The sequence below is a fragment of the Bacillus sp. HMSC036E02 genome (genome assembly GCF_001836235.1).
Classification (GTDB): domain Bacteria; phylum Bacillota; class Bacilli; order Bacillales; family Bacillaceae_G; genus Bacillus_A; species Bacillus_A cereus.
Map to the genome: position 1 here is coordinate 8,852 of NZ_KV827850.1, position 22,669 is coordinate 31,520.

Genomic DNA, 22,669 nt, shown 5'->3' on the forward strand with positions numbered 1-22,669 from the left:
GTACCGCGATAAATATCGTCCCTACTGATTGAATCAGTAGGGCTTTTTTGTACAAAAAAGTGGGTTTTTAACTAGTAGTTCATGTCTTTGTACGAATTATTAGTTTAAAATAAGAAGAGGTATCGATTCCACTATAAATTTGTATAATTAGTCAGTTCAGAAAATAGAGAATTTTTTATTCTCTTACTATACTTTTAAAACATTAGAGGAGGATTTCCAAATGGCAAATCATGAATTAGATCAATTACGTAAACAGGTAGATGAAATTAACTTACAACTATTACACCTTTTAAACAAACGTGGTGAAATTGTTCAAAAAATTGGAGAGCAAAAGCAAGTACAAGGCACGAAACGCTTTGATCCAGTACGTGAGCGTGAAGTACTTGATATGATTGCAGAGCATAACGAAGGACCATTCGAAACATCAACAGTTCAACATATTTTCAAAACGATTTTCAAAGCAAGCTTAGAGTTACAAGAAGATGATAACCGTAAAGCGTTACTAGTATCACGTAAAAAGAAACAAGAAAATACAATTGTTGATGTAAAAGGTGAATTGATTGGAAACGGAACACAAACGTTCATCATGGGACCTTGTGCAGTAGAAAGTTTAGAACAAGTTCGTCAAGTAGGGCAAGCGATGAAAGACCAAGGCTTAAAATTAATGCGCGGTGGTGCATTCAAACCGAGAACTTCTCCATATGATTTCCAAGGTTTAGGAGTAGAAGGACTTCAAATTTTACGTCAAGTAGCAGACGAGTTTGACTTAGCAATTATTAGTGAAATTTTAAATCCGAACGATGTTGAAATGGCATTAGACTACGTTGATGTAATTCAAGTTGGCGCACGTAACATGCAAAACTTCGATTTATTACGAGCTGTAGGTAAAGTTAACAAACCAGTATTATTAAAACGTGGATTAGCAGCAACAATTGATGAGTTCATTAACGCAGCGGAATACATCATTGCGCAAGGTAACGATCAAATTATTCTTTGTGAGCGCGGTATCCGCACATACGAAAGAGCAACACGTAACACATTAGACATTTCTGCAGTACCAATTTTAAAGAAAGAAACACATTTACCAGTTATCGTTGATGTAACACATTCAACTGGACGCAGAGATTTATTATTACCAACAGCGAAAGCGGCACTTGCAATTGGCGCAGATGCAGTAATGGCTGAAGTTCATCCAGATCCAGCAGTTGCATTATCAGATTCTGCACAACAAATGGACATTCCAGAATTCCATAGATTCATGGATGAGTTAAAAGGTTTCAAAAATAAATTATCTTAATTCCATATCATATATGCATTGAAGAGGAAACAGTAGTGCTTATCTCACTGTTAAAGAGAGCTGATGGTCGGTGTGAATCAGTACAAAGGTAAGCATGAATTACAGCCTTGGAGCATCTTTCCCGACAACTTTTGGAGGGTAAGACGGTCGAACGATCGTTAAAGAAGAAGAGAGGTAGACGAAAGAAGTCTACAACTAGGGTGGTACCGCGATAAACATCGTCCCTACTGAGCGCTCAGTAGGGACTTTTTTGTACAAAAAAATAGTAAAGGGGCAAGAGAAATGAGATACATTACAGCTGGAGAATCACATGGACCGCAGTTAACAGTTATTTTAGAAGGTGTACCAGCAGGTTTGACACTTACGGCGGAACATATTAATAAAGAATTATTAAGAAGACAAAAAGGTCATGGACGCGGAAGACGTATGCAAATTGAAACAGATACAGTTGAAATTGTAAGTGGTGTTCGTCACGGGATGACACTTGGATCACCGATTACGTTAATTGTAAAAAATGATGATTTCAAACATTGGACGAAAGTAATGGGTGCAGAGCCAATTTCGGAAAAAGAAAGTAAAGACATGAAACGTACAATTACAAAACCACGTCCCGGACATGCAGATTTAAATGGAGCAATTAAATATGGTCATCGTGATATAAGAAACGTATTAGAGCGGTCATCTGCAAGAGAAACGACAGTTCGTGTAGCTGCTGGTGCAGTTGCAAAACAAATTTTAAGCGAATTAGGCGTGGGAATTGCAGGACATGTTCTTGAAATTGGTGGAGTAAAAGCAAAACATATTTCAAACTTATCAATTGAAGAAATTCAAACAATTACTGAAAACTCACCAGTTCGATGTTTAGATAAAGAAGTAGAGCAAGAAATGATGAATGCGATTGACAACGCAAAAAGTAGTGGAGATTCAATCGGTGGTATTGTGGAAGTCATTGCAGAAGGTATGCCGATTGGCGTTGGTAGTTACGTTCATTACGATCGTAAATTAGATGCAAAACTTGCTGGTGCAATTATGAGTATAAATGCATTTAAAGGTGCTGAAATCGGCGTAGGTTTTGAAGCGGCACGACAACCAGGAAGCAAAGTGCATGATGAAATTCTGTGGGATGAAGAAAAAGGATACACGAGAAAAACGAATAATGCCGGCGGTTTAGAAGGCGGTATGACAACAGGTATGCCAATTATCGTAAGAGGCGTGATGAAGCCAATTCCTACTTTATACAAACCGTTAGCAAGCGTTGATATTGATACGAAAGAAGCATTCCAAGCGAGTATTGAAAGATCTGATAGTTGCGCAGTACCAGCAGCGGGTGTAGTAGCTGAATCTGTTGTGGCATGGGAACTTGCAGATGCACTAGTCGAACAATTCGGAAAAGATCGTATGGAATTATTAAAACAAAACATTATGCAACACAATAACTACGCAAAAGAATTTTAATAAAAAGGTGGGTTTAACGTGCAAGTAAAAGATCAACTATCATCATTACAACCATATAAACCAGGTAAATCACCAGAACAAATGAAAGAAGTGTACGGAGATCATTCGTTTGTGAAATTAGCATCGAATGAAAATCCATTCGGTTGTTCACCGAGAGTTTTAGAAGAGTTGCAAAACTCTTGGTTGGAACATGCTTTATATCCTGACGGAGGTGCTACAACGCTCCGTCAAACAATCGCAGATAAGTTGCATGTGCAAATGGAACAAGTACTTTGTGGTAGTGGTTTAGATGAAATCATTCAAATGATAAGCCGCGCCGTATTACGAGCGGGAGATAACATTGTAACAGCAGGTGCAACATTCCCGCAGTACCGCCATCATGCGATTATTGAAGGGTGTGAAGTGAAAGAAATTCCTTTAAATAAAGGTGTATACGATTTAGACGAAATTTCGTCAGCGGTAAATAATAATACGAAAATCGTATGGATTTGTAATCCAAACAACCCGACGGGCACATATGTGAATGAGCAAAAATTAACTCAATTTATTGAAGGCATTAGTGAAAATACGTTAATTGTCATTGATGAAGCGTACTATGAATACGTAACAGCAAAAGATTTCCCTGAGACATTACCGCTTTTAGAAAAACATAAAAACATTCTTGTACTTAGAACGTTTTCTAAAGCATACGGATTAGCTTCTTTCCGCGTTGGATATGCGATCGGACAGGAAGAGCTAATTGAGAAATTAAATGTCGTACGTTTACCATTTAACGTATCTTCATTAGCGCAAAAAGCAGCGACGATTGCTTTTGGTGATGACGAGTTTATTAAAGAAATAGTTCACATGAATACAGAAGGATTACAGCAATACGAGAGTTTCTGTAAGGAAAACGGTATACCATTTTATTCGTCACAAACTAATTTCATCTTCTTACCGGTAGATAATGCTGGAGAGATTTATGAAGCTTGTGCACATGCAGGATTTATTATTCGTCCATTCCCGAATGGTGTCCGTATTACAGTTGGAACAAGGGAGCAAAATGAAGGAGTGATTTCAGTGTTAAAACAACACTTTGAAAATAAAAAAAATAAGTCTCGAGATGAGGCAAATGCGTAAAAAGGTAGTATTAATTGGAACAGGTTTAATAGGAGGCTCTCTCGCATTAGCAATTAAGAAAGAGCACGATGTAACGATAACAGGGTACGATATATTTAAAGAGCAAGTAGAGCGTGCAAAAGAATTACACGTAGTAGATGAAATAGGAGTTGATTTACAGCGTGCATGTGAAGAGGCACATTTAATTGTTTTTGCTTCTCCAGTTGAAGAAACGAAGAAGCTATTACACAAACTTGCGTCATTCCGTTTACGAGAAGATGTTATAGTGACTGATGTTGGTAGTACAAAAGGGTCTATTATGAACGAAGCGGAAGCTTTATTTTCAAAGGATGTTTCTTTCATTGGTGGACATCCGATGGCGGGTTCTCATAAAACGGGAGTTGAAAGTGCAAAGGCACATTTGTTTGAAAATGCATTTTACATTTTAACACCGATGAATCACGTGCCAAATAAACAAGTGGAAGACCTTAAAGTATGGTTAAAAGGAACAGGGTCACATTTTCTTGTTTTAAATACGGAAGAACATGATTATGTAACAGGGATCGTTAGTCATTTTCCGCACCTTATCGCAGCAGGTTTAGTAAAGCAAGTTGAGAAACATGCAGGAGATAATCCGCTCATTCATCAACTAGCTGCTGGAGGTTTCAAAGACATTACACGTATCGCATCTAGTAGTCCAAAAATGTGGAGTGATATTGTAAAGCAAAATCGAGAGCATTTAATGGTATTATTAAAAGAGTGGATCTCTGAAATGGAAGATTTATATAAAACAGTTTCTACCGGAGATGCAGGCGAGATTCAAAACTATTTTGCAGATGCGAAAGAATACCGTGATTCTTTACCAGTAAGAAAGAGAGGGGCAATTCCTGCCTATCACGACTTATACGTCGATGTATTAGATAAGGTGGGGGCATTGGCTCATATTACGAGTATTTTAGCTCGCGAGGAAATTAGTATTACGAACTTGCAAATATTAGAAGCGCGTGAAGGACTGCTTGGGGTATTACGTATTAGCTTCCAAAGGGAAGAAGATCGTATGAAAGCAAAGCTAGCGCTTGGAGAAGAAGAATACCAAACTTATGAAACAATTTAAATGAGAAGGTGAAAAACGTGAAAGAAAGAACAATACAACCTGTTAATAACGGATTGAATGGCAACATTACAATCCCAGGTGATAAATCCATTTCACACCGTGCTGTTATGTTCGGTTCTATTGCAGAAGGGAAAACAACAATTAAAGGTTTCTTGCCCGGTGCAGACTGTTTAAGTACGATTTCATGTTTTAAAGAAATGGGAGTAGAAATTACGCAAAACGGTGATGAGGTTACTGTAGTTGGTAAAGGATTAGAAGGTTTACAAGAACCGAAAGCTGTATTAGATGTTGGTAATTCTGGTACAACAATCCGATTAATGTCAGGTATATTAGCTAACACACCATTTTTCTCTTGCGTACAAGGTGATGAATCTATCGCAAAAAGACCGATGAAGCGTGTAACAAACCCATTAAAACAAATGGGCGCAAACATAGACGGCCGAGAAGAAGGAACATTTACACCGTTAACAATACGTGGCGGCGATTTAAAAGCAATTGAATATATTTCTCCTGTTGCAAGTGCACAAGTAAAGTCGGCTATTTTACTTGCAGGTCTTCGTGCAGAAGGTGTAACAGCTGTTACAGAACCACATATTTCACGCGACCATACGGAAAGAATGCTCGAAGCATTTGGTGTTAAAGTAACTCGCGAAGGGAAAACAGTGAAGCTGTCAGGTGGACAAAAATTAACAGCAACAGACATTCAAGTGCCAGGTGACGTATCATCAGCAGCATTTTTCTTAGTAGCAGGTGCAATCATCCCAAATAGTAAACTAGTATTACAAAATGTAGGGATGAATCCAACCCGTACAGGTATTATTGATGTTTTAGAAAAAATGGGTGCTACGTTCACTGTAGATCTAATTAACGAAGGGGCATCGGAACCAGCTGCAAATATTACAATCGAAACATCTTCATTAAAAGGAATTGAAATTGGCGGAGATATTATCCCTAGATTAATCGATGAGATTCCTGTAATCGCATTAGCGGCAACGCAAGCAGAAGGAATTACAGTAATTAAAGATGCACATGAATTGAAAGTAAAAGAAACAAACCGTATTGATACAGTCGTTGCTGAATTAACGAAACTAGGAGCTCGCATAGAAGCAACTGATGACGGTATGATCATTTACGGAAAATCAGCTCTAAAAGGCAATACAGTAAATAGTTATGGTGATCACCGTATCGGAATGATGCTTGCAATTGCTGGTTGCCTGGCAGAAGGAAAAACAATTATTGAAGATGCAGAAGCAGTAGGTGTATCATATCCTACATTCTTTGACGAACTTCAAAAATTAGCTAAATAAAAAGGATGGAAAGCAGATACGTGATGTATCTGCTTTTTTTGTTAAAACGTCCTTGTAGTTTCACTTACCGAACTATAATAGTAAGAATTATGATACAATTCAAACAGGGAATGGAGGAGAATTATATGAATGTCATACAATTAAAAGAAGATAAGTTCAGAGAAGCATTACGTTTATCAGAATACGCTTTTCAATATAAAGTAGATGAGGAACGATTACAGCAGCAACTTACAAAGATGAAGGAAAGTCATGAAATATACGGCATTATGGAAGGGGAAGACTTAGCTGCAAAACTACACCTCATTCCGTTTCATATTTACATAGGTAAAGAAAAATTTAAAATGGGTGGCGTTGCAGGAGTAGCGACGTATCCAGAGTACAGAAGAAGTGGGTATGTAAAAGAGCTACTTCAACATTCACTTCAAACAATGAAAAAAGATGGCTATACAGTCTCTATGTTACATCCATTTGCTGTTTCATTTTATCGTAAATACGGCTGGGAACTTTGTGCGAATCTACTCAAATGTCATATAAGTAAGAGCGATTTAGTGATGAAAAAACAAGTAAATGGTACTGTGAAACGTTTTAATAAAGAAAATCATCCAGAAGAAGTCGAGAAGCTCTATGAAGCATTTGCAGAACGTTTTTCATGTATGTTAGTTCGAGAGAAGAACTGGTGGTTACAAGCGGTTTATGATGATTTAACATTAGCGATTTACTATGATGAAAATAAAAAGGCAGCAGGTTACATGTTATACAAAATAGAAAACTATAAAATGACAGTAGAAGAATTTGTACCACTGCATAATGAAGCACGAAATGGTCTGTGGAACTTTATTTGTCAGCATGATTCTATGATTAAAGAAATTGAAATGACAGTAAGTGAAAGCGAACCGTTATTATATTCATTGCAAGAGCCGCGCGTGAAGACAGAAATAAAACCATATTTTATGGGAAGAATTGTAGATGTAGAGCAGTTCTTAAAACAATATGAGTTGAATTGGAGCAATGTACAGCAAGAAGTGATCCTAAACATTACAGACGCATTTGCTCCGTGGAATAACATAACAGTGAGACTTGCAAATCATGAAATAACAATAATAAAAGAAAAAACAATAGATAAAGGCATCAAACTGGATATAAACGAGTTATCTACAATAATGTTCGGCTATAAACGTCCGTTACAACTGAATGAATTAGAATTAATTAGCGGAAGTGAAGAGGAAATACAAGCGTTTGAGAAAATAGTTCCGGTACGAGAAGCATTTATTTATGATTTCTTTTAAGTTTTCAATAGAAAATTGGGCTGCCCAAAAACAATTTTTGGGACAGCTTTCTCTTTGGTTGTCGGTAAGTCGATATATCCTGAAAATCGCTGATATAATTGGAGATGCGCCGATATATTCTGAAAATCGCTGATATAATTAGACTTGCGCTGATATATTCTAATAATCGTTGATATAATTTTTTCACTAAAACGTAACTATACTTTGTCACGCACTTGACTTTTAATCCATGTAATTTATAATTAAAAACGGAATGAATTTTCATTCCTGGAAATAGAGGTGGAAAAAATGGCTAAAAACAAACAAGAGGATATTTTTGATGCTGCGATGCAACTTTTTGCAGAGCGTGGTTACGATGGTACGACAATTCCAATGATCGCTGAAAAGGCAAAAGTCGGTGCGGGTACTATTTATCGCTATTTTGAAAATAAAGAGGCACTTGTTAACTCATTATTTTCAAAAAGTATGTTAGAGCTTTCTGAAATAATAAAAACGGATTTTCCTGTTGAAGCAAATATTCGTGAACAGTTTAGTCATACGTACAACCGTTTATTTGAATTTGCGAGAAACAATGTAGATGCTTTTTTATTTACAAATTCTCACTGTGATAGTTATTTTCTTGATGAACAGAGTAAGAAAATATTTGATGATTTTATAGGCTTCTTTATGAATATTATTGAAGATGGAATCGCAAAAGGTTTTCTTCGTCCATTGCCTCCAGTTGCTTTAATTATTATTGTATATCAACCGCTAGAAAAATTAACGAAAGTAATTGCAACAGGGCAATTAGAATACTCGAAAGAGTTAGTAAAAGAATTAGAAGAAAGCTCTTGGAACGCTATTAGAATCATTTGATTCTATAGCTTTATAAGGAAAGGAATGAATATTCATTCCTAAATAGATTTAAAAAATGAGAGTAGGAAAGGATGTTTGTGTAACTAAGGGAATGAACATTCATTCCGGAAAGACTAGTTTAATAGAATTCACAAAATAATGTAATAGAACAATAGGAATGAACGTTCATTCCGTTACTAACGTGAAACTTTCAAAACGGGAGATGATTCAAATGAGCAAGTTAAAAAGTTGGAGAAGTTTATCTTTTCTATTATGGATAGTTATTACTATTACAATGGTCGTAACGATGCCTAATATGGATCAATTAGTGAAAGAAAAAGGGAAAATTACAATCCCTAATACAAAGCAAAGCAGTATTGCTGACAATATGATGAAAGAGATGGATAAAGAAGGGGTTGAAAAGTATGAAATTATAGCCGTTTTTAATAGTGGCAATAAGGCAGCTTTAACAGATGAACAAAAAAAGGAAATAACAAAAACAATCAACGCTCTGCAAAATGAAAAAGAGCGATTAGGAATTAAGGAAGTTGTTTCACATTTAGACAATAAAGACTTGGAGAAACAATTAGTTTCTAAAGATAATACGACTATTTTAACGCAAATATCGATAGATAAAAAACATGGTGAAACATCAAAAGTTTCAAATAATCTTCATGAAAAAGTGCAAACGAAAGGGGTAAAAACGTATTTAACAGGAAGTGACTTAATAGCGGGTGATTTTCTTAAATCCTCTCAAGAGGGAGTGAAAAAGACAGAAGTTATTTCAATCATTTTCATTCTTGTAGTATTAATCCTCGTATTCCGTTCACCAGTTGTTCCAATTGTTTCTCTTCTTACAGTTGGTATATCGTATTTAGTTTCAATGGGGATTATTGCCCAGCTTGTAGATCAATTTAATTTTCCATTCTCAAACTTTACACAAGTGTTCGTAGTCGTCGTCCTGTTTGGGGTAGGAACAGATTATAACATTTTATTATATACGAGGTTTAAAGAAGAATTAAGTAAACAAGAAAATGCATTTTTAGCTACGAAAGAAACATTCAAATCAGCAGGTAAAACTGTATTATATAGCGGAATAGCGGTGCTAATTGGTTTTGCATCACTTGCTTTAGCAAGTTTTAAATTATATCAATCGACTTCAGCGGTAGCAATTGGTGTTTTAGTATTATTACTCGTATTAACGACTTTAAATCCATTTTTCATGGTGCTTTTAGGAAAAGGAATGTTTTATCCAGTTAAAACATTTAAAGGTCATGAGGATAGTCGCTTATGGGGATTCTTTGCGAAAAACTCAGTAGCAAGGCCATTTGTCGCTTTAATCATCGTATTCGTAATATCGATTCCTTTCGTATTAAAATACTCTAATACACTTAATTACAATGATTTATTTGAAGTGGATAATAAGTATGAATCCAAGATGGGTATTAACGTAATAGAGGATCATTTTCCGCCTGGTTTCTCTTCACCGAGTACATTAGTCATTCAATCTGATAAAAAGCTGGATGAAGGAACTTCTCTACAAATTTTAGACGAATTAACTGATAAAATTTCGAAAGTTAAAGGTGTGTCAGAAGTATATGCACCAACACGTCCAACTGGTGAGAAGATAAAAGAATTATATTTAAATAAGCAAGCGGGAGAATTGAATACAGGATTAGGAGATGCCGATGGTGGCATAAAGGAAATTAATGATGGATTAACAGATGCGAAAAATAAAATGGGAAGTAATGATTCAAATAGTCTTGCGAATGTTCAAAAATTAATTGATGGAACGAACGAGGCGAAAAACGGGGTATCAGCATTAGGAACAGCTTTACATCAATTATCAAATGGCATAAACGACGGTGCACAAGGAGCACAGCAAATTGAGAGTGGTTTAGCTTCAGTAAACGAAAATATAAATGTTCTATCTAATGCAACGTCGCAGCTGCATGCTGGTTATGCACAGTTAGAAAAAGGTTTAAACTCTTACGATCAATACTTCGGAAGTATTTTTCAAGCGATTGATGGTGCGAAAAAGGGATATGAACAAATTGAAATGTTAATGACCAATTTCGTTCAAACGAAACCAGAATTAGCGAATGACCCAAACATACAACAAACGATAGGAATTGCTAAAGAGGCTCAAAAGAAATTAAGCGTACTTTCAAATGAATTAAATCAATTAGCAACACAGCACAAAACGGCGATGAGTTCATTTAAAGAAGCGAATCAATCGTTACTGAAAGTGGATAACGGCTTAAAAGAAATGAGCAATGGAGTTAATAAGTTACAAAAGGGAGCAGCCGATCTTAAAAATGGATTAAATGAAGGTTCTTCAGGTTCAAAAAAAATTGCAAATAAATCAGTTGAGTTACAATCTGGATTAACGAAAATAAACGATGGGCAGGGACAACTTTTAACGGGCCTTAAAGACCTGCAGGAAAAGATGGGCCAATTACAATCCGGTTTATCTAAAAGTACAGAAGGGCTTGGAAAAGTAAGTAATGGCCTGCATGACGCACAGAAATATTTAGGGGAGCTCAATGAATCGAAAAGCTCTGAGAAGTTTTATATTCCAAAAGAAGTGTTAGAGGGAGAAGATTTCCAAAAAGCATTGAACACCTACATGTCACAGGATAGAAAAATTGCTAAAATGACTATCATTTTAGATGTAAATCCGTATTCAAAAGAAGCGATGCCAATTATTCAAGAAATCAATAAAACAATCGATGGCACTGTAAAGGGAACGGAATTACATGATGCGAAAACAGCAATTGGCGGAACAACAGCTAGAAACGTTGATTTAAAAGAAGTAACAGGGCAAGATTTCTTACGTACAGCTACGATTATGTTGATTGGCATTGCGATTGTATTAATCGTAATTACACGCTCATTACTAAACACAATATTTATTATTGGCTCATTACTATTGGCGTACTTTGCATCACTCGGTATAAGCGAACAAATTAGTGCACATGTATTACATGTAGGGTCATTAAGCTGGAATGTTCCATTCTTTAGCTTCATTATGATTGTCGCTTTAGGAGTGGATTATAGTATTTTCGTAATGATGCGCTATAACGAGATAGAAGGGGATTCGGTAACGAAAATTGTAACTGCATCTCGTCATATAGGAGGAGTTGTATTATCAGCTGCGCTAATTTTAGGCGGGACATTTGCAGCATTAATTCCATCAGGTGTATTAACACTTATACAAGTTGCGTCAGTAGTTGGTGTTGCACTTCTTCTATTAGCTTTAATTGTGATGCCGATATTATTACCGGCGTTAATAGGGTTAACGAGTAAAATGAAGAGTTACAAAGAAAAAATAATAAATACGAAATAAGAAGAGACTGTAGGGAATGATTTCTCTACAGTTTTTTCGGTATATAATATTTCAGATGAAAATGAATCCGATATATTACAGAATGAGCAGTGAAAGGTTATATGAGAAAGAGGTCGATGATATACATACAATAGCTAGGGGAATGGACAAAAACTATCCGATTTCATTGTAGAAAGGTAATCAACCGTTGCTATTCATCCAGCTTCTACTATATAATAGCTATAGTCTACAATAATTGAGTCGTAATATGCGATTTTTTAAGACAATCGGTGAGAAAACGCTGAAATAAGCGGTATTAGTAGGAGGACACAAATGATTACAGTAAGTAACGTTAGTTTGCGTTTCGCGGATCGCAAATTATTTGAAGATGTTAACATAAAATTCACGCCAGGTAACTGCTACGGTTTAATCGGAGCAAACGGTGCTGGTAAATCTACATTCCTAAAGATTTTATCTGGAGAAATTGAACCATCAACAGGTGACATACATATTACGCCAGGTGAGCGTCTAGCAGTATTAAAACAGAATCACTTCGAATATGAAGAGTTCCCAGTATTAGAAACAGTAATTATGGGTCACACGCAACTTTACAAAGTAATGCAAGAGAAAAATGCTATTTACATGAAAGAAGACTTTAGTGATGAAGATGGAATGCGCGCTGCTGAACTTGAAGGTGAGTTCGCTGAGCTTAACGGTTGGGAAGCTGAGTCAGAAGCTGCAATTCTTCTTAAAGGTTTAGGTATTGGTGAAGACCTTCATGATAAGAAATTGTCAGAATTAACTGGGGCAGAGAAAGTAAAAGTATTACTTGCTCAAGCTTTATTCGGTCAACCTGACATTCTATTATTAGATGAGCCTACCAACCACTTGGACTTAAAAGCGATTCAATGGTTAGAAAACTTCTTAATGAACTTTGAAAACACAGTTATCGTAGTATCCCATGACCGTCACTTCTTAAATAAAGTATGTACGCACATGGCTGACCTTGATTTCGGTAAAATTCAACTTTATGTTGGTAACTATGACTTCTGGTATGAGTCAAGCCAATTAGCTTTAAAATTAACACAAGATGCTAATAAGAAAAAAGAAGAGAAAGTAAAAGAGTTACAAAACTTCATTGCACGCTTTAGTTCAAACGCTTCTAAAGCGAAACAAGCAACTTCTCGTAAAAAATTATTAGACAAAATTACATTAGATGATATTAGACCGTCATCACGTCGTTACCCATTCGTTGGCTTCACACCTGAGCGTGAAGTAGGAAATGACTTATTAACTGTTGAAGGTCTTTCTAAAACAATTGATGGTGAAAAAGTGTTAGATAATGTGTACTTCACTTTAAATAAAGGTGATAAAGTTGCATTTATCGGCCGTAACGATATTGCGATGACAACATTATTTAAAATTCTTATGGGTGAAATGGAGCCGGATAGCGGTTCATTCAAATGGGGTGTTACAACCTCTCAATCTTACTTCCCAAGAGATAACTCTAAGTACTTTGAGAACAGTGATTACAACTTAGTTGAATGGTTACGTCAATTCTCTCCACAAGATGAGTCTGAAAGCTTCTTACGTGGTTTCTTAGGCCGTATGTTATTCTCAGGTGAAGAAGTTAAGAAGAACGTTTCTGTATTATCTGGAGGCGAAAAAGTTCGTTGTATGTTATCTAAAATGATGTTAAGTGGTGCGAACGTAATCACACTTGACGATCCAACGAACCACTTAGACCTTGAGTCAATTACAGCATTAAACAACGGTTTAATTGCATTCAAAGGTACAATCTTATTCACATCTCATGACCATCAGTTCGTGCAAACAATTGCAAACCGCATTATCGAAGTAACACCAAACGGTGTAATCGATAAAGAGGCTACTTATGATGAGTTCTTAGAAAATGAGGAACTTCAAAAACAAGTAGATGCAATGTACAAAGGTCAATAATATATAATGAAAAAACTCGTTCTTTTTAGAGCGAGTTTTTTTGTCGAGAAAACGTAACATCGCTGGTCGGTCAAATGAATAATTATTCAAATATAATATTAATGAACAGGAGAATTCTTTCATGTATGGAAGGGATGTAATGACTTTAAGATTTAAAGAGTTAGTTGAAGAAGGGAAATGTAAGTGGAGTAATATAATCAAATCGTATTATTTTGTCATGTGAAATATGTACCAAATTTGGAGATAGAATAGTTTGCGAATGAGTTTATAAAGGTATATAGTATGGGGTGTCATAATTAGTGGATGAATCTTGGGAGAAAACAGGAAATGTTACAAATTTATTTTGTTAAATAGAAACCAAGGTCAAAATGTCTAGAAAGAAATAGTTGAATAAATACTAGCTTCAAATTATAATTACTAATATTCTTCATATAGTTAAATAAAGATAATCTATTTGAAGAAGAAAATTTGAATAGAGAGACAGACTTATAAAAAAATAAGCCTTGGATGATCAAAAGAGGTGGAGAAATGAAACAGTTCTTATTAAAGAGCAAAAGTGTGTTAAGCAATCATTTTGGATTCTTTCTGTTTGCCGTTATTTTATTGTGGCTCAAAACATATGCAGCTTATGTAACAGAATTCAATTTAGGAATTTCAAACACAATCCAAAAATTCTTGCTGTTTTTTAACCCGCTTAGTTCAGCAGTTCTATTTTTAGGACTAGCATTATTTGCAAAAGGGAAACGATCTTATATTTGGTTAATTATCATTAATTTGTTATTGTCGATCCTTTTATACGCAAACGTAGTATACTATCGCTTTTTCAGTGACTTTATTACGTTCCCGACATTAACACAAACGAATAACTTTGGAGATTTAGGTGGTAGTATTCTTGCATTGCTACATCTTTATGATCCATTATACTTCTTAGACACGATTATATTAATTGTGTTAGTCGCAACAAAATTTGCAAATCCAAAACCAATTCGTGTTGCGAAGCATAAATTATCTCTAGTATTTGTAGTAGGTATTTTATTATTCAGTGTTAACTTAGGTCTTGCAGAGTCTGACCGTCCTGAATTATTAACAAGAACGTTTGACCGTAATTATATTGTGAAATATTTAGGTGCATACAACTACACAATTTATGATGGAATTCAAAGTGCGAAAGCATCGACAGAAAGAGCATTAGCTGATGGTGATAATATGACAGAAGTACGAAATTATTTAACATCAACTTATGCAAGTCCAAATCCTGAGTATTTCGGTAAAGGAAAGGGAATGAACGTAATTTACATTCATTTAGAGTCATTCCAAAACTTCTTAATTGATTACAAATTAAATGGTCAAGAAGTTACACCGTTCTTAAACTCATTTACAAAAGATGCGAATACACTTTATTTTGATAACTTCTTCCATCAAACAGGACAAGGGAAAACATCTGATGCGGAGTTTATGTTAGAGAATTCAATGTTTGGTTTACCGCAAGGTTCTGTCTTTACAACGAAATCTCATAATACGTATCAATCAGCACCAGCTATTTTAGGACAACAAGGATACACATCAGCAGTATTCCACGGTAACTACAAAACATTCTGGAACCGTGATGATATTTATAAATCATTTGGTTTTAATAAATTCTTTGATGCGTCATACTACGATATGAATGAAAAAGACGTAGTAAACTACGGATTAAAAGATAAACCGTTCTTTAATGAATCTATTCCGTTATTACAAACGTTGAAACAACCGTTCTATACGAAGTTTATTACGTTATCGAACCATTTCCCTTATCCAATCGATAAGGCAGAAGCAACGATTGAACCAGCAACAACAGGTGATTCATCAGTAGATACGTACTTCCAAACAGCACGCTATTTAGACGAATCTGTAAAAGGCTTCATCGATTACTTGAAACAATCTGGTTTATATGATAACTCAATTATTGTTATGTACGGAGACCATTACGGCATTTCAGATAATCATAACGCAGCAATGTCAAAAGTAATGGGTAAAGAAATGAACTCATTTGAAAATGCACAGTTACAACGTGTACCATTAATCGTTCGTGTACCAGGAGTGAAAGGTGGCGTACAACATCAATATGGTGGTGAAATTGACGTTCTTCCAACGCTATTACACTTACTAGGTACAGATACAAAGAATTATGTTCAATTCGGTTCTGATTTATTATCACCAGATCATAAACAAGTCGTTGCGTTCCGTAACGGTAACTACGTAAGCCCAACAGTTACTGCACTAAACGGCAAATACTATGATACAACTACTGGAAAACCTGTAGAATTTACAGATGAAATAAAGAAAAATGAACAAATGGTTCAAAACTCACTAAAATACTCTGACCAAGTCGTAAATGGTGACTTATTACGATTCTACACACCGGAAGGATTCACTCCAGTAGATCGTTCGAAGTATAACTATAACAACCGTGATAAAAACAAAACAAAGGTAAAAACGACTCCGGAAGGGGAAGCTAAATAATAAAAGGCGCTATTCATATGAATAGCGCCTTTTATTTGTAAATATACCATCATTATGAGACAGAACCAGCTGTTGCTTTTTGTTTTGCCTTTCCGAAGAAAACTACACTGACGATGATAATAATGATAAATGCCCATTTAACGAAAGGGTTACTTTCGAAAAATCCAGCGAACCACTTCTCATCTACAATCATTTTCGCGGCAGTATAAGCTAAAACGGCTGCTCCGATCGTAATGATGACAGGAAAACGATCCACCCATTTTAAAATTAATGTACTGCCCCATACGACTACTGGAATAGACACTAATAGTCCGATGATTACTAAAGAAAAGTTACCATGGGCAGCTCCTGCAACAGCGAGTACATTATCAATGCCCATTAACGCATCAGCAATAATAATGGTTTTAATAGCAGACCAAAATCCTTCTTCGGCTTTAATATCATGGTTTTTGCCCTCAGCGATCAGCTTGTAAGCGATCCAAATAAGAAGTACACCACCAATTAGGAGTAATCCAGGTATTTTTAATAACCAAACGACAACTAAGGTAGCGAGGGCCCTAATAGCGATTGCTCCAATGGTTCCCCAAATGATAACTTTCTTTTGTTGGTCTTTCGGTAATCTTCTTGCTGCTAATCCAATTACAATGGCGTTATCTCCGGCTAACACTAAATCGATTACAATAATGGCAAGCAAGGCAGACAAATATTCAGATGAAAGAAAATCCATATACATATCACTCCTTAAGAGTAATATGTGCTAAAGTGTTGATAATATAAAAAAAGGATTGAAATTGTATATTCAATTCTTTTTTGACTGTATGTTTTTATTTTGGATAAGTCGCTTTTGTAGTTTTTTACTTATCACGTTTCTTTCTTAAATTGATTCCAAGCTTCTTCAGTTTGCACTATAAATACGATTATATAACATCTACTTATTTAAACTAGGTTAAAGATAGCATGTGATATTTCAAAGTTAAATTTATTTGATAAAAGGAAAGGGACGTATACTATTGATATGGTGCAAGCGTGTATAGGTTTTCTCTATAAGGAAATTCTAAAAACGATAAAAAAGACTTGATAACCTACTAGAGGGAATCAAGTCTTTTCATTACATACGATTATCATGCCAGAAGTTTAATGGGAAGTGTTCGTTCTCATTATATGCTTCTAATTCATATCCTTTTTCTTTCAGTCCTTTAATAATTCCAGGAACTGCTTTTACTGATTGTGGATGAATATCATGCATAAGGATAACTTCTGTTGGATTTGTAGCACCATGTAACACGTTTTCTACAATTTTAGCAGATGCAGCATCAACTTGCATTTTGTTATATTTCCAGTCTAAAGAATCAATTGTCCAATCCCAAACTTTTAAGCCATTTTCTACAACTTTGTTGCGAAGAGCTTCGTTTAATCCTGGCATAGAGCCGTAAGATGGACGAGTTAATACTGGTGATTTACCTAAAACACCAGCGATTAAGCCTTGGTCTTCCTTCATTTCATCTACGTAATGACCTTCAGTGTAAAGTTTCTTGTAGTTATGAGTCATACTGTGCATCCCAACGTAGTGGCCTTCAGCATCTTCGCGTTTTACAAGATCAGGGAAAGCTTTTACGTTTGAACCAATTAGGAAGAATGTTGCTTTTGCATTTTCTTTCTTTAACATATCTAAAAGCTCAGCTGTGTATTTTCCAGGACCGTCATCAAATGTTAAATAAGCGACTTTTCTAACTTGCCCGTTATAATGTTTTGGAGCTTCTTTCGGAGCAAGAGATGTTTGAATCTCACTTACAAGTTGAACAGATTTTGCTTCATCCTCTGTACTAGCTAGAGCAGTATGTACTGATCCAAAAGCCACTTCGTATGTGAATAATACCCCCGCACAAACTAACATAGCCCTTTTTACTAAAGTTGTCATTCGAATTCCATTGTGCATAATTTTCCTTCTCTCTATAAAAGTTCTACTCTACTATATTAGCAATTATAGGTAGGGAAATGCAAAAAAACTTTTTTACAAGTGTAAAAAAGTTTACTCAAAAGTATGCAAGATTTTATATCAATTGCAGTTTTGAAAAATAGAATGAATTGAAACTTTATTATTTAAACTTTCAATCACCAAATCATACTTTCGTATCACTTCGTTTTCGTTCCAAATATTGATTCGAATATTTTGATTTTTATTAAAATATTGATAAAGAAACAATTACATGAAAAAAGGAGCGGGAATATGAATAATTATATTGGCACTACATGTGAAGTACAGTATTCCGAAAATGAAGAAGCACCTTCTCGCTGTAAAAATTTGTAATCAGGAAAGGCCATATGTTAATCAAATTGGGCAGTCATGGATAACATTAGAAACAATGCAAAATAGCAATTTATACTAAAGTCCTATTGTTTATTAACTAATAGGTCTTTCAACTTAGGAAGCTCACACTAATGAGGGATGTTAAAGGGAATATATGTAACTTATACTAATTACTATAAAGCTTTGAAAAATGAAAAGGAGGAGAATTGCATGAAGAATTGGGTTCAATTTAGAATTGCAAGACCAACAGATAAATTTGAAGAAGTGATCAGTTTTTATGAAACAGGATTAGGACTAAAACGTATAGGGGAATTTCACAATCATGAAGGATATGACGGGGTTATGTTTGGATTACCAGATGAAGAGTATCATTTGGAGTTTACTACACATGTTAATGGAAGTCCATGTCCGGCACCGACAAAAGATAATTTACTAGTTTTTTATATGCCTAATAAAGATAAAATCGAAAAGATAGTGAATCGATTAAGTAATATGGGCTATCATGAGGTGGAACCAGAAAACCCGTATTGGATAGAGAAAGGAACCACAATAGAGGATCCAGATGGTTGGAGAATTGTGCTTATGAATGCATCTGAATAAGGAAACTATTTTCATATGAAATAGAGTGTAGCAAAATGATTTAGACATAAATCCCTACAGCGTTTGTAGGGATTTTTATATAAGAAAATCTTATTGAGAGAATTATTAAAATGTAGAAAGTATTTTGGTTAAGAATAAATGTAATCAATATCATTTATGTAGGAGGTATAGAAGTATGACATTAAAACATTTGTATGAGTTTTCTAAAAATGTCGGGAATACACCTCTCATTAAATTAGAATGCAAAGAAACGAAGAACCTTTCTATCTATGCTAAATGTGAATGGCATAACCCTACAGGATCAATTAAGGATAGGGCAGCACTTGGAATGATTAATAAATATTTACAAGAAGCGGACGAAAAACAAAATATTTTATTCTACGGAAAATTGTTACCATCAAAAAACTGTACATGTTAAACATACAGTTTTTTGATGGTGTAGCTGTGTGATGTTTAGAAATTTCACATACCGTATTTTCAAAATAAATATAGGAAAACCCAAAAGTAATGTAGAATATATCGTACATACATATATACAGTCAACATAAAAGATAAAGAGGTGGGTATATGTTACTTGAGGAAGTAATGCAGCAACTAGAGGAATATGGAACAGAACAAAATCGAAAAACGTATAAAAACCACGGAGCGAAAGAGCCGTTATTTGGAGTTAGTTTTGCGAATTTAAAATTGTTAAAAAAGAAGATAAAAAAAGATCATGATTTAGCAGTTGGATTGTGGGAAACGAAAAATATGGACGCAATGACATTAGCAACTTATATTTTAGACCCGAAAAAAATAACGACAGAACAGCTTAATAGTTGGATTCAGGATGTTGATTATTACTGTTTGATGGATGTTCTTATGAACTCTATATGTACTTCGCCAATTGCAATAGAAAGAATGGAAGAGTGGACAAAGTCTAATGATGAATGGATTGGAAGAGCTGGCTGGTCTTTATTAGCAAATATAGCGATTAAAAATAAAACGTTACATGATGATTTCTTCTCTCCGTACTTAGAAGAGATTAAAGAAAATATACATAATGAAAAAAATAGAAAAAAAGAAGCGATGAATAGTGCTTTAATCGCAATAGGAATTCGTAATGAAGACTTAGAGCGACAAGCGATTGAAATTGCACGTGAAATTGGAAAAGTAGAGGTTGATCACGGTGCAACATCATGTAAAACACCAGATGCAGAAAGCTATATAAAAAAAGCGAGAGAAAGAGCTGAAAAAAAGAAAGTGAAATAAGAAAAGAGGATCGGTTATGAAAGCAATTGACGCAGCACAAAACATAATTACATTACAATTTTCTAATTGTGATGTAGCTTTACTCGGCGGAAGCGTTGCACGAGGAGAAGCGACGAAAACATCTGACCTTGATATTGTAATAGTTGACCAAAGTTTAACTTCTTGCTATAGGGAATCTTTCTATAGTAATGGATGGCCTGTTGAGGTGTTTGTTCATAATTTTGAAACATATAAAACCTTTTTCAAAATGGATTGTGATCGAGGGAGACCGTCGTTACCACAATTAGTTTCAGAAGGGATTGCATTAAAAGGGGAAAAGGAAATTATTGAGAAATTAAAAAAAGAAGCGAATGATTTACTACATAAAGGACCAGCTAAATGGACCGAAGAAACGATTAAGCAGAAGCGATATTTTATTACGGATACTTTAGATGACTTTATTGGTGCAACAAAAAGAGAAGAAGAATTGTTTATCGCTAATTTATTAGCGGATTTAGTACATGAATATGTATTAAGAGTAAATGGTAAGTGGCTTGGGAGTTCAAAATGGTTTATTAGAGTGCTAAGAAGATATGATGAGCAATATGCAAACAAATTTGTAGTCGCTTTTGATCATTTTTATAAAACGGGAGAGAAAAATGAATTAATTCATTTTATAGAAAAGACGTTAGAACAGTATGGTGGAAGAGTGTTCGAAGGATTTTCTATTGGTAAATAAAAAGGGGAGAGAAAAATGAATGTACCATATGTTCAATTAAGAGAATTGACACTAGATGATGTAGAAGATCGCTATCAATGGTCATTAGATAGAGATGTAACAAAGCATTTAGTCGTACCAGATCAATATCCTCCGTTCACTCGTGGAGATTACGAGAAACTGGATTGAAGCTTGTATAAGCCGAAAAAATGGTTATGAACAAAGGGCAATCGTTACTGAGGCAGGTATACATATTGGATGGGTAGACCTTAAAAATTTTGATAAAACAAATAAAAATGCTGAACTAGGAATTGCGATTGGAAATAAAGACTATTGGGGTAAAGGATTTGGAATGGCAGCTCTAAACAGCATGTTACAAATAGGTTTTTCTCAGTTTGAATTGGAGAAAATTTGGTTACGTGTAGATGAAGATAATACAAAAGCTAAAAAGAGTTATGAAAGTGCCGGATTTGTATGCGAAGGGTTAATGAGAAATGATCGATTGAGACAGGGGAAGTTCATTCATCGCAATCGTTACAGTATATTAAAAGAAGAGTATGAATCAAAAAAGTAGACTATAAAAATATTATGTAAATTAAAAAGGGGAAGATAAAATGATTCGATTACTTACAAAAGCGGATGCAAAACAATATTGGGAGTTACGTTTACAAGCATTACAAGTAAATCCAGAAGCATTTATAACGACTTATGAAGAAGCGGTACGTCAAGAAAATCCTCTTGAACGAGTTGCTAGTAATCTTTCATCCAATAGTAGTTTTACATTTGGTGCTTTTAATAATGAAAATCGTTTAGTTGGGGTTGTTACTTTATTAACAGAAGAAAAAGACGCATATAAGCATAAAGGACATATCGTTGCAATGTATGTAGATACTGAAAATCGAAGAAGTGGTCTTGCACGTGATTTAATACGTAAAGCAATTGAAAGGGCAAAAGAGATGAAGCTAGAGCAATTGAATTTAGGGGTTGTGTCAACGAACGAACCAGCCAAACGATTATATGAATCAATGGGATTTAAAACATACGGAATTGAAAAAAGGGCTATAAAAATGAATGGTGTGTATAGTGATGATGAACATATGGTGTTGTTCTTTTAAGAGAGGAAGTTTTGTATGAAAAAGGCGAAACTGCGACAATAAGATGGGGAATATGGCATATAGCAGATCATAATCGGTATCATCAAGCCCATATAAATCGATTGAAGAAATTATACAGAGAATATAAACTACATATTCTTTAATTTTTGAATGAACGAACGCCCCTAAATAATAATTAAAGGAGGCGTTTGTTTTTATTCGTTCGCTTTTCTTCCCAAGCTATCATTAAATTTTTATGATAATCTTTTGGTTTCTCAATAGAAAACCAGTAAATTGAATGCGCAATAGTTGGTAGCCATCTTTTATAGCGGATGTGTATATTTTCATGGTGAGTATAGTGGGTCGAGATTAAAGTAGATTTTGACCCTTGAAAATTTTGATATGTAATGGCCTCGATTTCATACCAATGCACTTTATTCCCATGTAAATCTACTACAATTCCTTCATCATCCCAAAGTGAAATGTAAGTTTGTATGTAGATTTTTCATCGCGTATACTAAAATATATGTCATAGAGAT

At 34.9% G+C, this 22,669-nt stretch carries 16 protein-coding genes, 4 pseudogenes and 1 other annotated feature; of the genes and pseudogenes, 18 read left to right on the top strand and 2 right to left on the bottom strand.

Annotation, left to right across the window (positions count from 1 at the left end; all coding sequences use genetic code 11):
* The first annotated feature begins 220 nt into the window (after positions 1–220).
* The 10 genes from HMPREF2590_RS14120 (at position 221) to ltaS (ending at position 16,180) form a co-directional block, all read left to right on the top strand.
* Positions 221–1,297: a bifunctional 3-deoxy-7-phosphoheptulonate synthase/chorismate mutase gene (locus tag HMPREF2590_RS14120; protein ID WP_001273575.1), complete on the top strand. Its 1,077-nt coding sequence runs from the start codon at positions 221–223 to the stop codon at positions 1,295–1,297.
* A 9-nt stretch (positions 1,298–1,306) separates the two neighbouring features.
* Positions 1,307–1,526 (top strand) — a binding site (T-box leader).
* Between the two features lie 53 nt (positions 1,527–1,579).
* Positions 1,580–2,752: a chorismate synthase gene (gene aroC, locus HMPREF2590_RS14125; protein WP_001269428.1), complete on the top strand. Its 1,173-nt coding sequence runs from the start codon at positions 1,580–1,582 to the stop codon at positions 2,750–2,752.
* 18 nt (positions 2,753–2,770) lie between these two features.
* The gene (hisC, locus tag HMPREF2590_RS14130) at positions 2,771–3,871 is read left to right on the top strand and encodes a histidinol-phosphate transaminase (RefSeq protein WP_001197276.1); all 1,101 of its coding nucleotides are present in this window, start codon (positions 2,771–2,773) and stop codon (positions 3,869–3,871) included.
* Complete coding sequence (tyrA, locus tag HMPREF2590_RS14135; protein ID WP_001228131.1) at positions 3,864–4,964, top strand: prephenate dehydrogenase; 1,101 nt, start codon at positions 3,864–3,866, stop codon at positions 4,962–4,964. The genes hisC and tyrA overlap by 8 nt, the downstream gene beginning before the upstream one ends.
* A gap of 17 nt (positions 4,965–4,981) precedes the next feature.
* Positions 4,982–6,271 carry a 3-phosphoshikimate 1-carboxyvinyltransferase gene (gene aroA / locus HMPREF2590_RS14140; RefSeq protein ID WP_000664630.1) on the top strand — a complete coding sequence of 430 codons (1,290 nt, stop codon included), beginning with the start codon at positions 4,982–4,984 and terminating at the stop codon, positions 6,269–6,271.
* A gap of 125 nt (positions 6,272–6,396) precedes the next feature.
* Entirely contained in the window at positions 6,397–7,557 is a 1,161-nt protein-coding gene (locus HMPREF2590_RS14145) for a GNAT family N-acetyltransferase (protein WP_001100920.1), read from the top strand.
* 288 nt (positions 7,558–7,845) lie between these two features.
* Positions 7,846–8,412 (top strand): TetR/AcrR family transcriptional regulator, encoded by a 567-nt coding sequence (locus tag HMPREF2590_RS14150; protein ID WP_001107299.1) that lies wholly within the window; start codon positions 7,846–7,848, stop codon positions 8,410–8,412.
* Between the two features lie 211 nt (positions 8,413–8,623).
* Positions 8,624–11,740, top strand: a complete 3,117-nt coding sequence (locus HMPREF2590_RS14155; RefSeq protein WP_070861455.1) for an MMPL family transporter — start codon at positions 8,624–8,626, stop codon at positions 11,738–11,740.
* Positions 11,741–12,052: 312 nt separating this feature from the next.
* Positions 12,053–13,678 carry an ABC-F family ATP-binding cassette domain-containing protein gene (locus tag HMPREF2590_RS14160; protein ID WP_000633864.1) on the top strand — a complete coding sequence of 542 codons (1,626 nt, stop codon included), beginning with the start codon at positions 12,053–12,055 and terminating at the stop codon, positions 13,676–13,678.
* 528 nt (positions 13,679–14,206) lie between these two features.
* Positions 14,207–16,180, top strand: coding sequence for a lipoteichoic acid synthase (gene ltaS, locus HMPREF2590_RS14165; RefSeq protein WP_000808774.1), 1,974 nt, complete (start codon positions 14,207–14,209; stop codon positions 16,178–16,180).
* A 52-nt stretch (positions 16,181–16,232) separates the two neighbouring features.
* Here the strand turns inward: ltaS and HMPREF2590_RS14170 are convergent, their stop codons facing one another.
* Together HMPREF2590_RS14170 and HMPREF2590_RS14175 are read right to left on the bottom strand one after the other, a co-directional pair.
* Complete coding sequence (locus HMPREF2590_RS14170; protein WP_000346956.1) at positions 16,233–16,907, bottom strand: TerC family protein; 675 nt, start codon at positions 16,905–16,907, stop codon at positions 16,233–16,235.
* Positions 16,908–17,288: 381 nt separating this feature from the next.
* Positions 17,289–18,116 (bottom strand): peptidoglycan-N-acetylglucosamine deacetylase, encoded by an 828-nt coding sequence (locus HMPREF2590_RS14175; RefSeq protein WP_000551452.1) that lies wholly within the window; start codon positions 18,114–18,116, stop codon positions 17,289–17,291.
* Between the two features lie 291 nt (positions 18,117–18,407).
* Here HMPREF2590_RS14175 and HMPREF2590_RS30775 point away from each other — a divergent pair.
* From HMPREF2590_RS30775 to HMPREF2590_RS28995, 8 genes and pseudogenes are all read left to right on the top strand, one after another.
* Positions 18,408–18,564 (top strand): annotated as a pseudogene (locus tag HMPREF2590_RS30775) (hydrolase); the annotation flags it as partial.
* Positions 18,565–18,698: 134 nt separating this feature from the next.
* Positions 18,699–19,088 (top strand): VOC family protein, encoded by a 390-nt coding sequence (locus HMPREF2590_RS14180; protein ID WP_000800671.1) that lies wholly within the window; start codon positions 18,699–18,701, stop codon positions 19,086–19,088.
* Positions 19,089–19,263: 175 nt separating this feature from the next.
* A pseudogene (locus HMPREF2590_RS14185) lies at positions 19,264–19,503 on the top strand (pyridoxal-phosphate dependent enzyme); the annotation flags it as partial.
* 152 nt (positions 19,504–19,655) lie between these two features.
* Positions 19,656–20,339 (top strand): DNA alkylation repair protein, encoded by a 684-nt coding sequence (locus HMPREF2590_RS14190; RefSeq protein WP_000923454.1) that lies wholly within the window; start codon positions 19,656–19,658, stop codon positions 20,337–20,339.
* A 16-nt stretch (positions 20,340–20,355) separates the two neighbouring features.
* The gene (locus HMPREF2590_RS14195; RefSeq protein WP_000643679.1) at positions 20,356–21,057 is read left to right on the top strand and encodes a nucleotidyltransferase domain-containing protein; all 702 of its coding nucleotides are present in this window, start codon (positions 20,356–20,358) and stop codon (positions 21,055–21,057) included.
* A gap of 15 nt (positions 21,058–21,072) precedes the next feature.
* A pseudogene (locus HMPREF2590_RS14200) lies at positions 21,073–21,610 on the top strand (GNAT family N-acetyltransferase).
* A 40-nt stretch (positions 21,611–21,650) separates the two neighbouring features.
* On the top strand, positions 21,651–22,151 hold the full coding sequence (locus HMPREF2590_RS14205; RefSeq protein WP_000620317.1) for a GNAT family N-acetyltransferase: 501 nt from the start codon (positions 21,651–21,653) through the stop codon (positions 22,149–22,151).
* Positions 22,148–22,294: pseudogene (locus tag HMPREF2590_RS28995) on the top strand (DinB family protein); the annotation flags it as partial. The gene HMPREF2590_RS14205 and the pseudogene HMPREF2590_RS28995, both read left to right, overlap by 4 nt.
* Between the last annotated feature and the right edge of the window lie 375 nt (positions 22,295–22,669).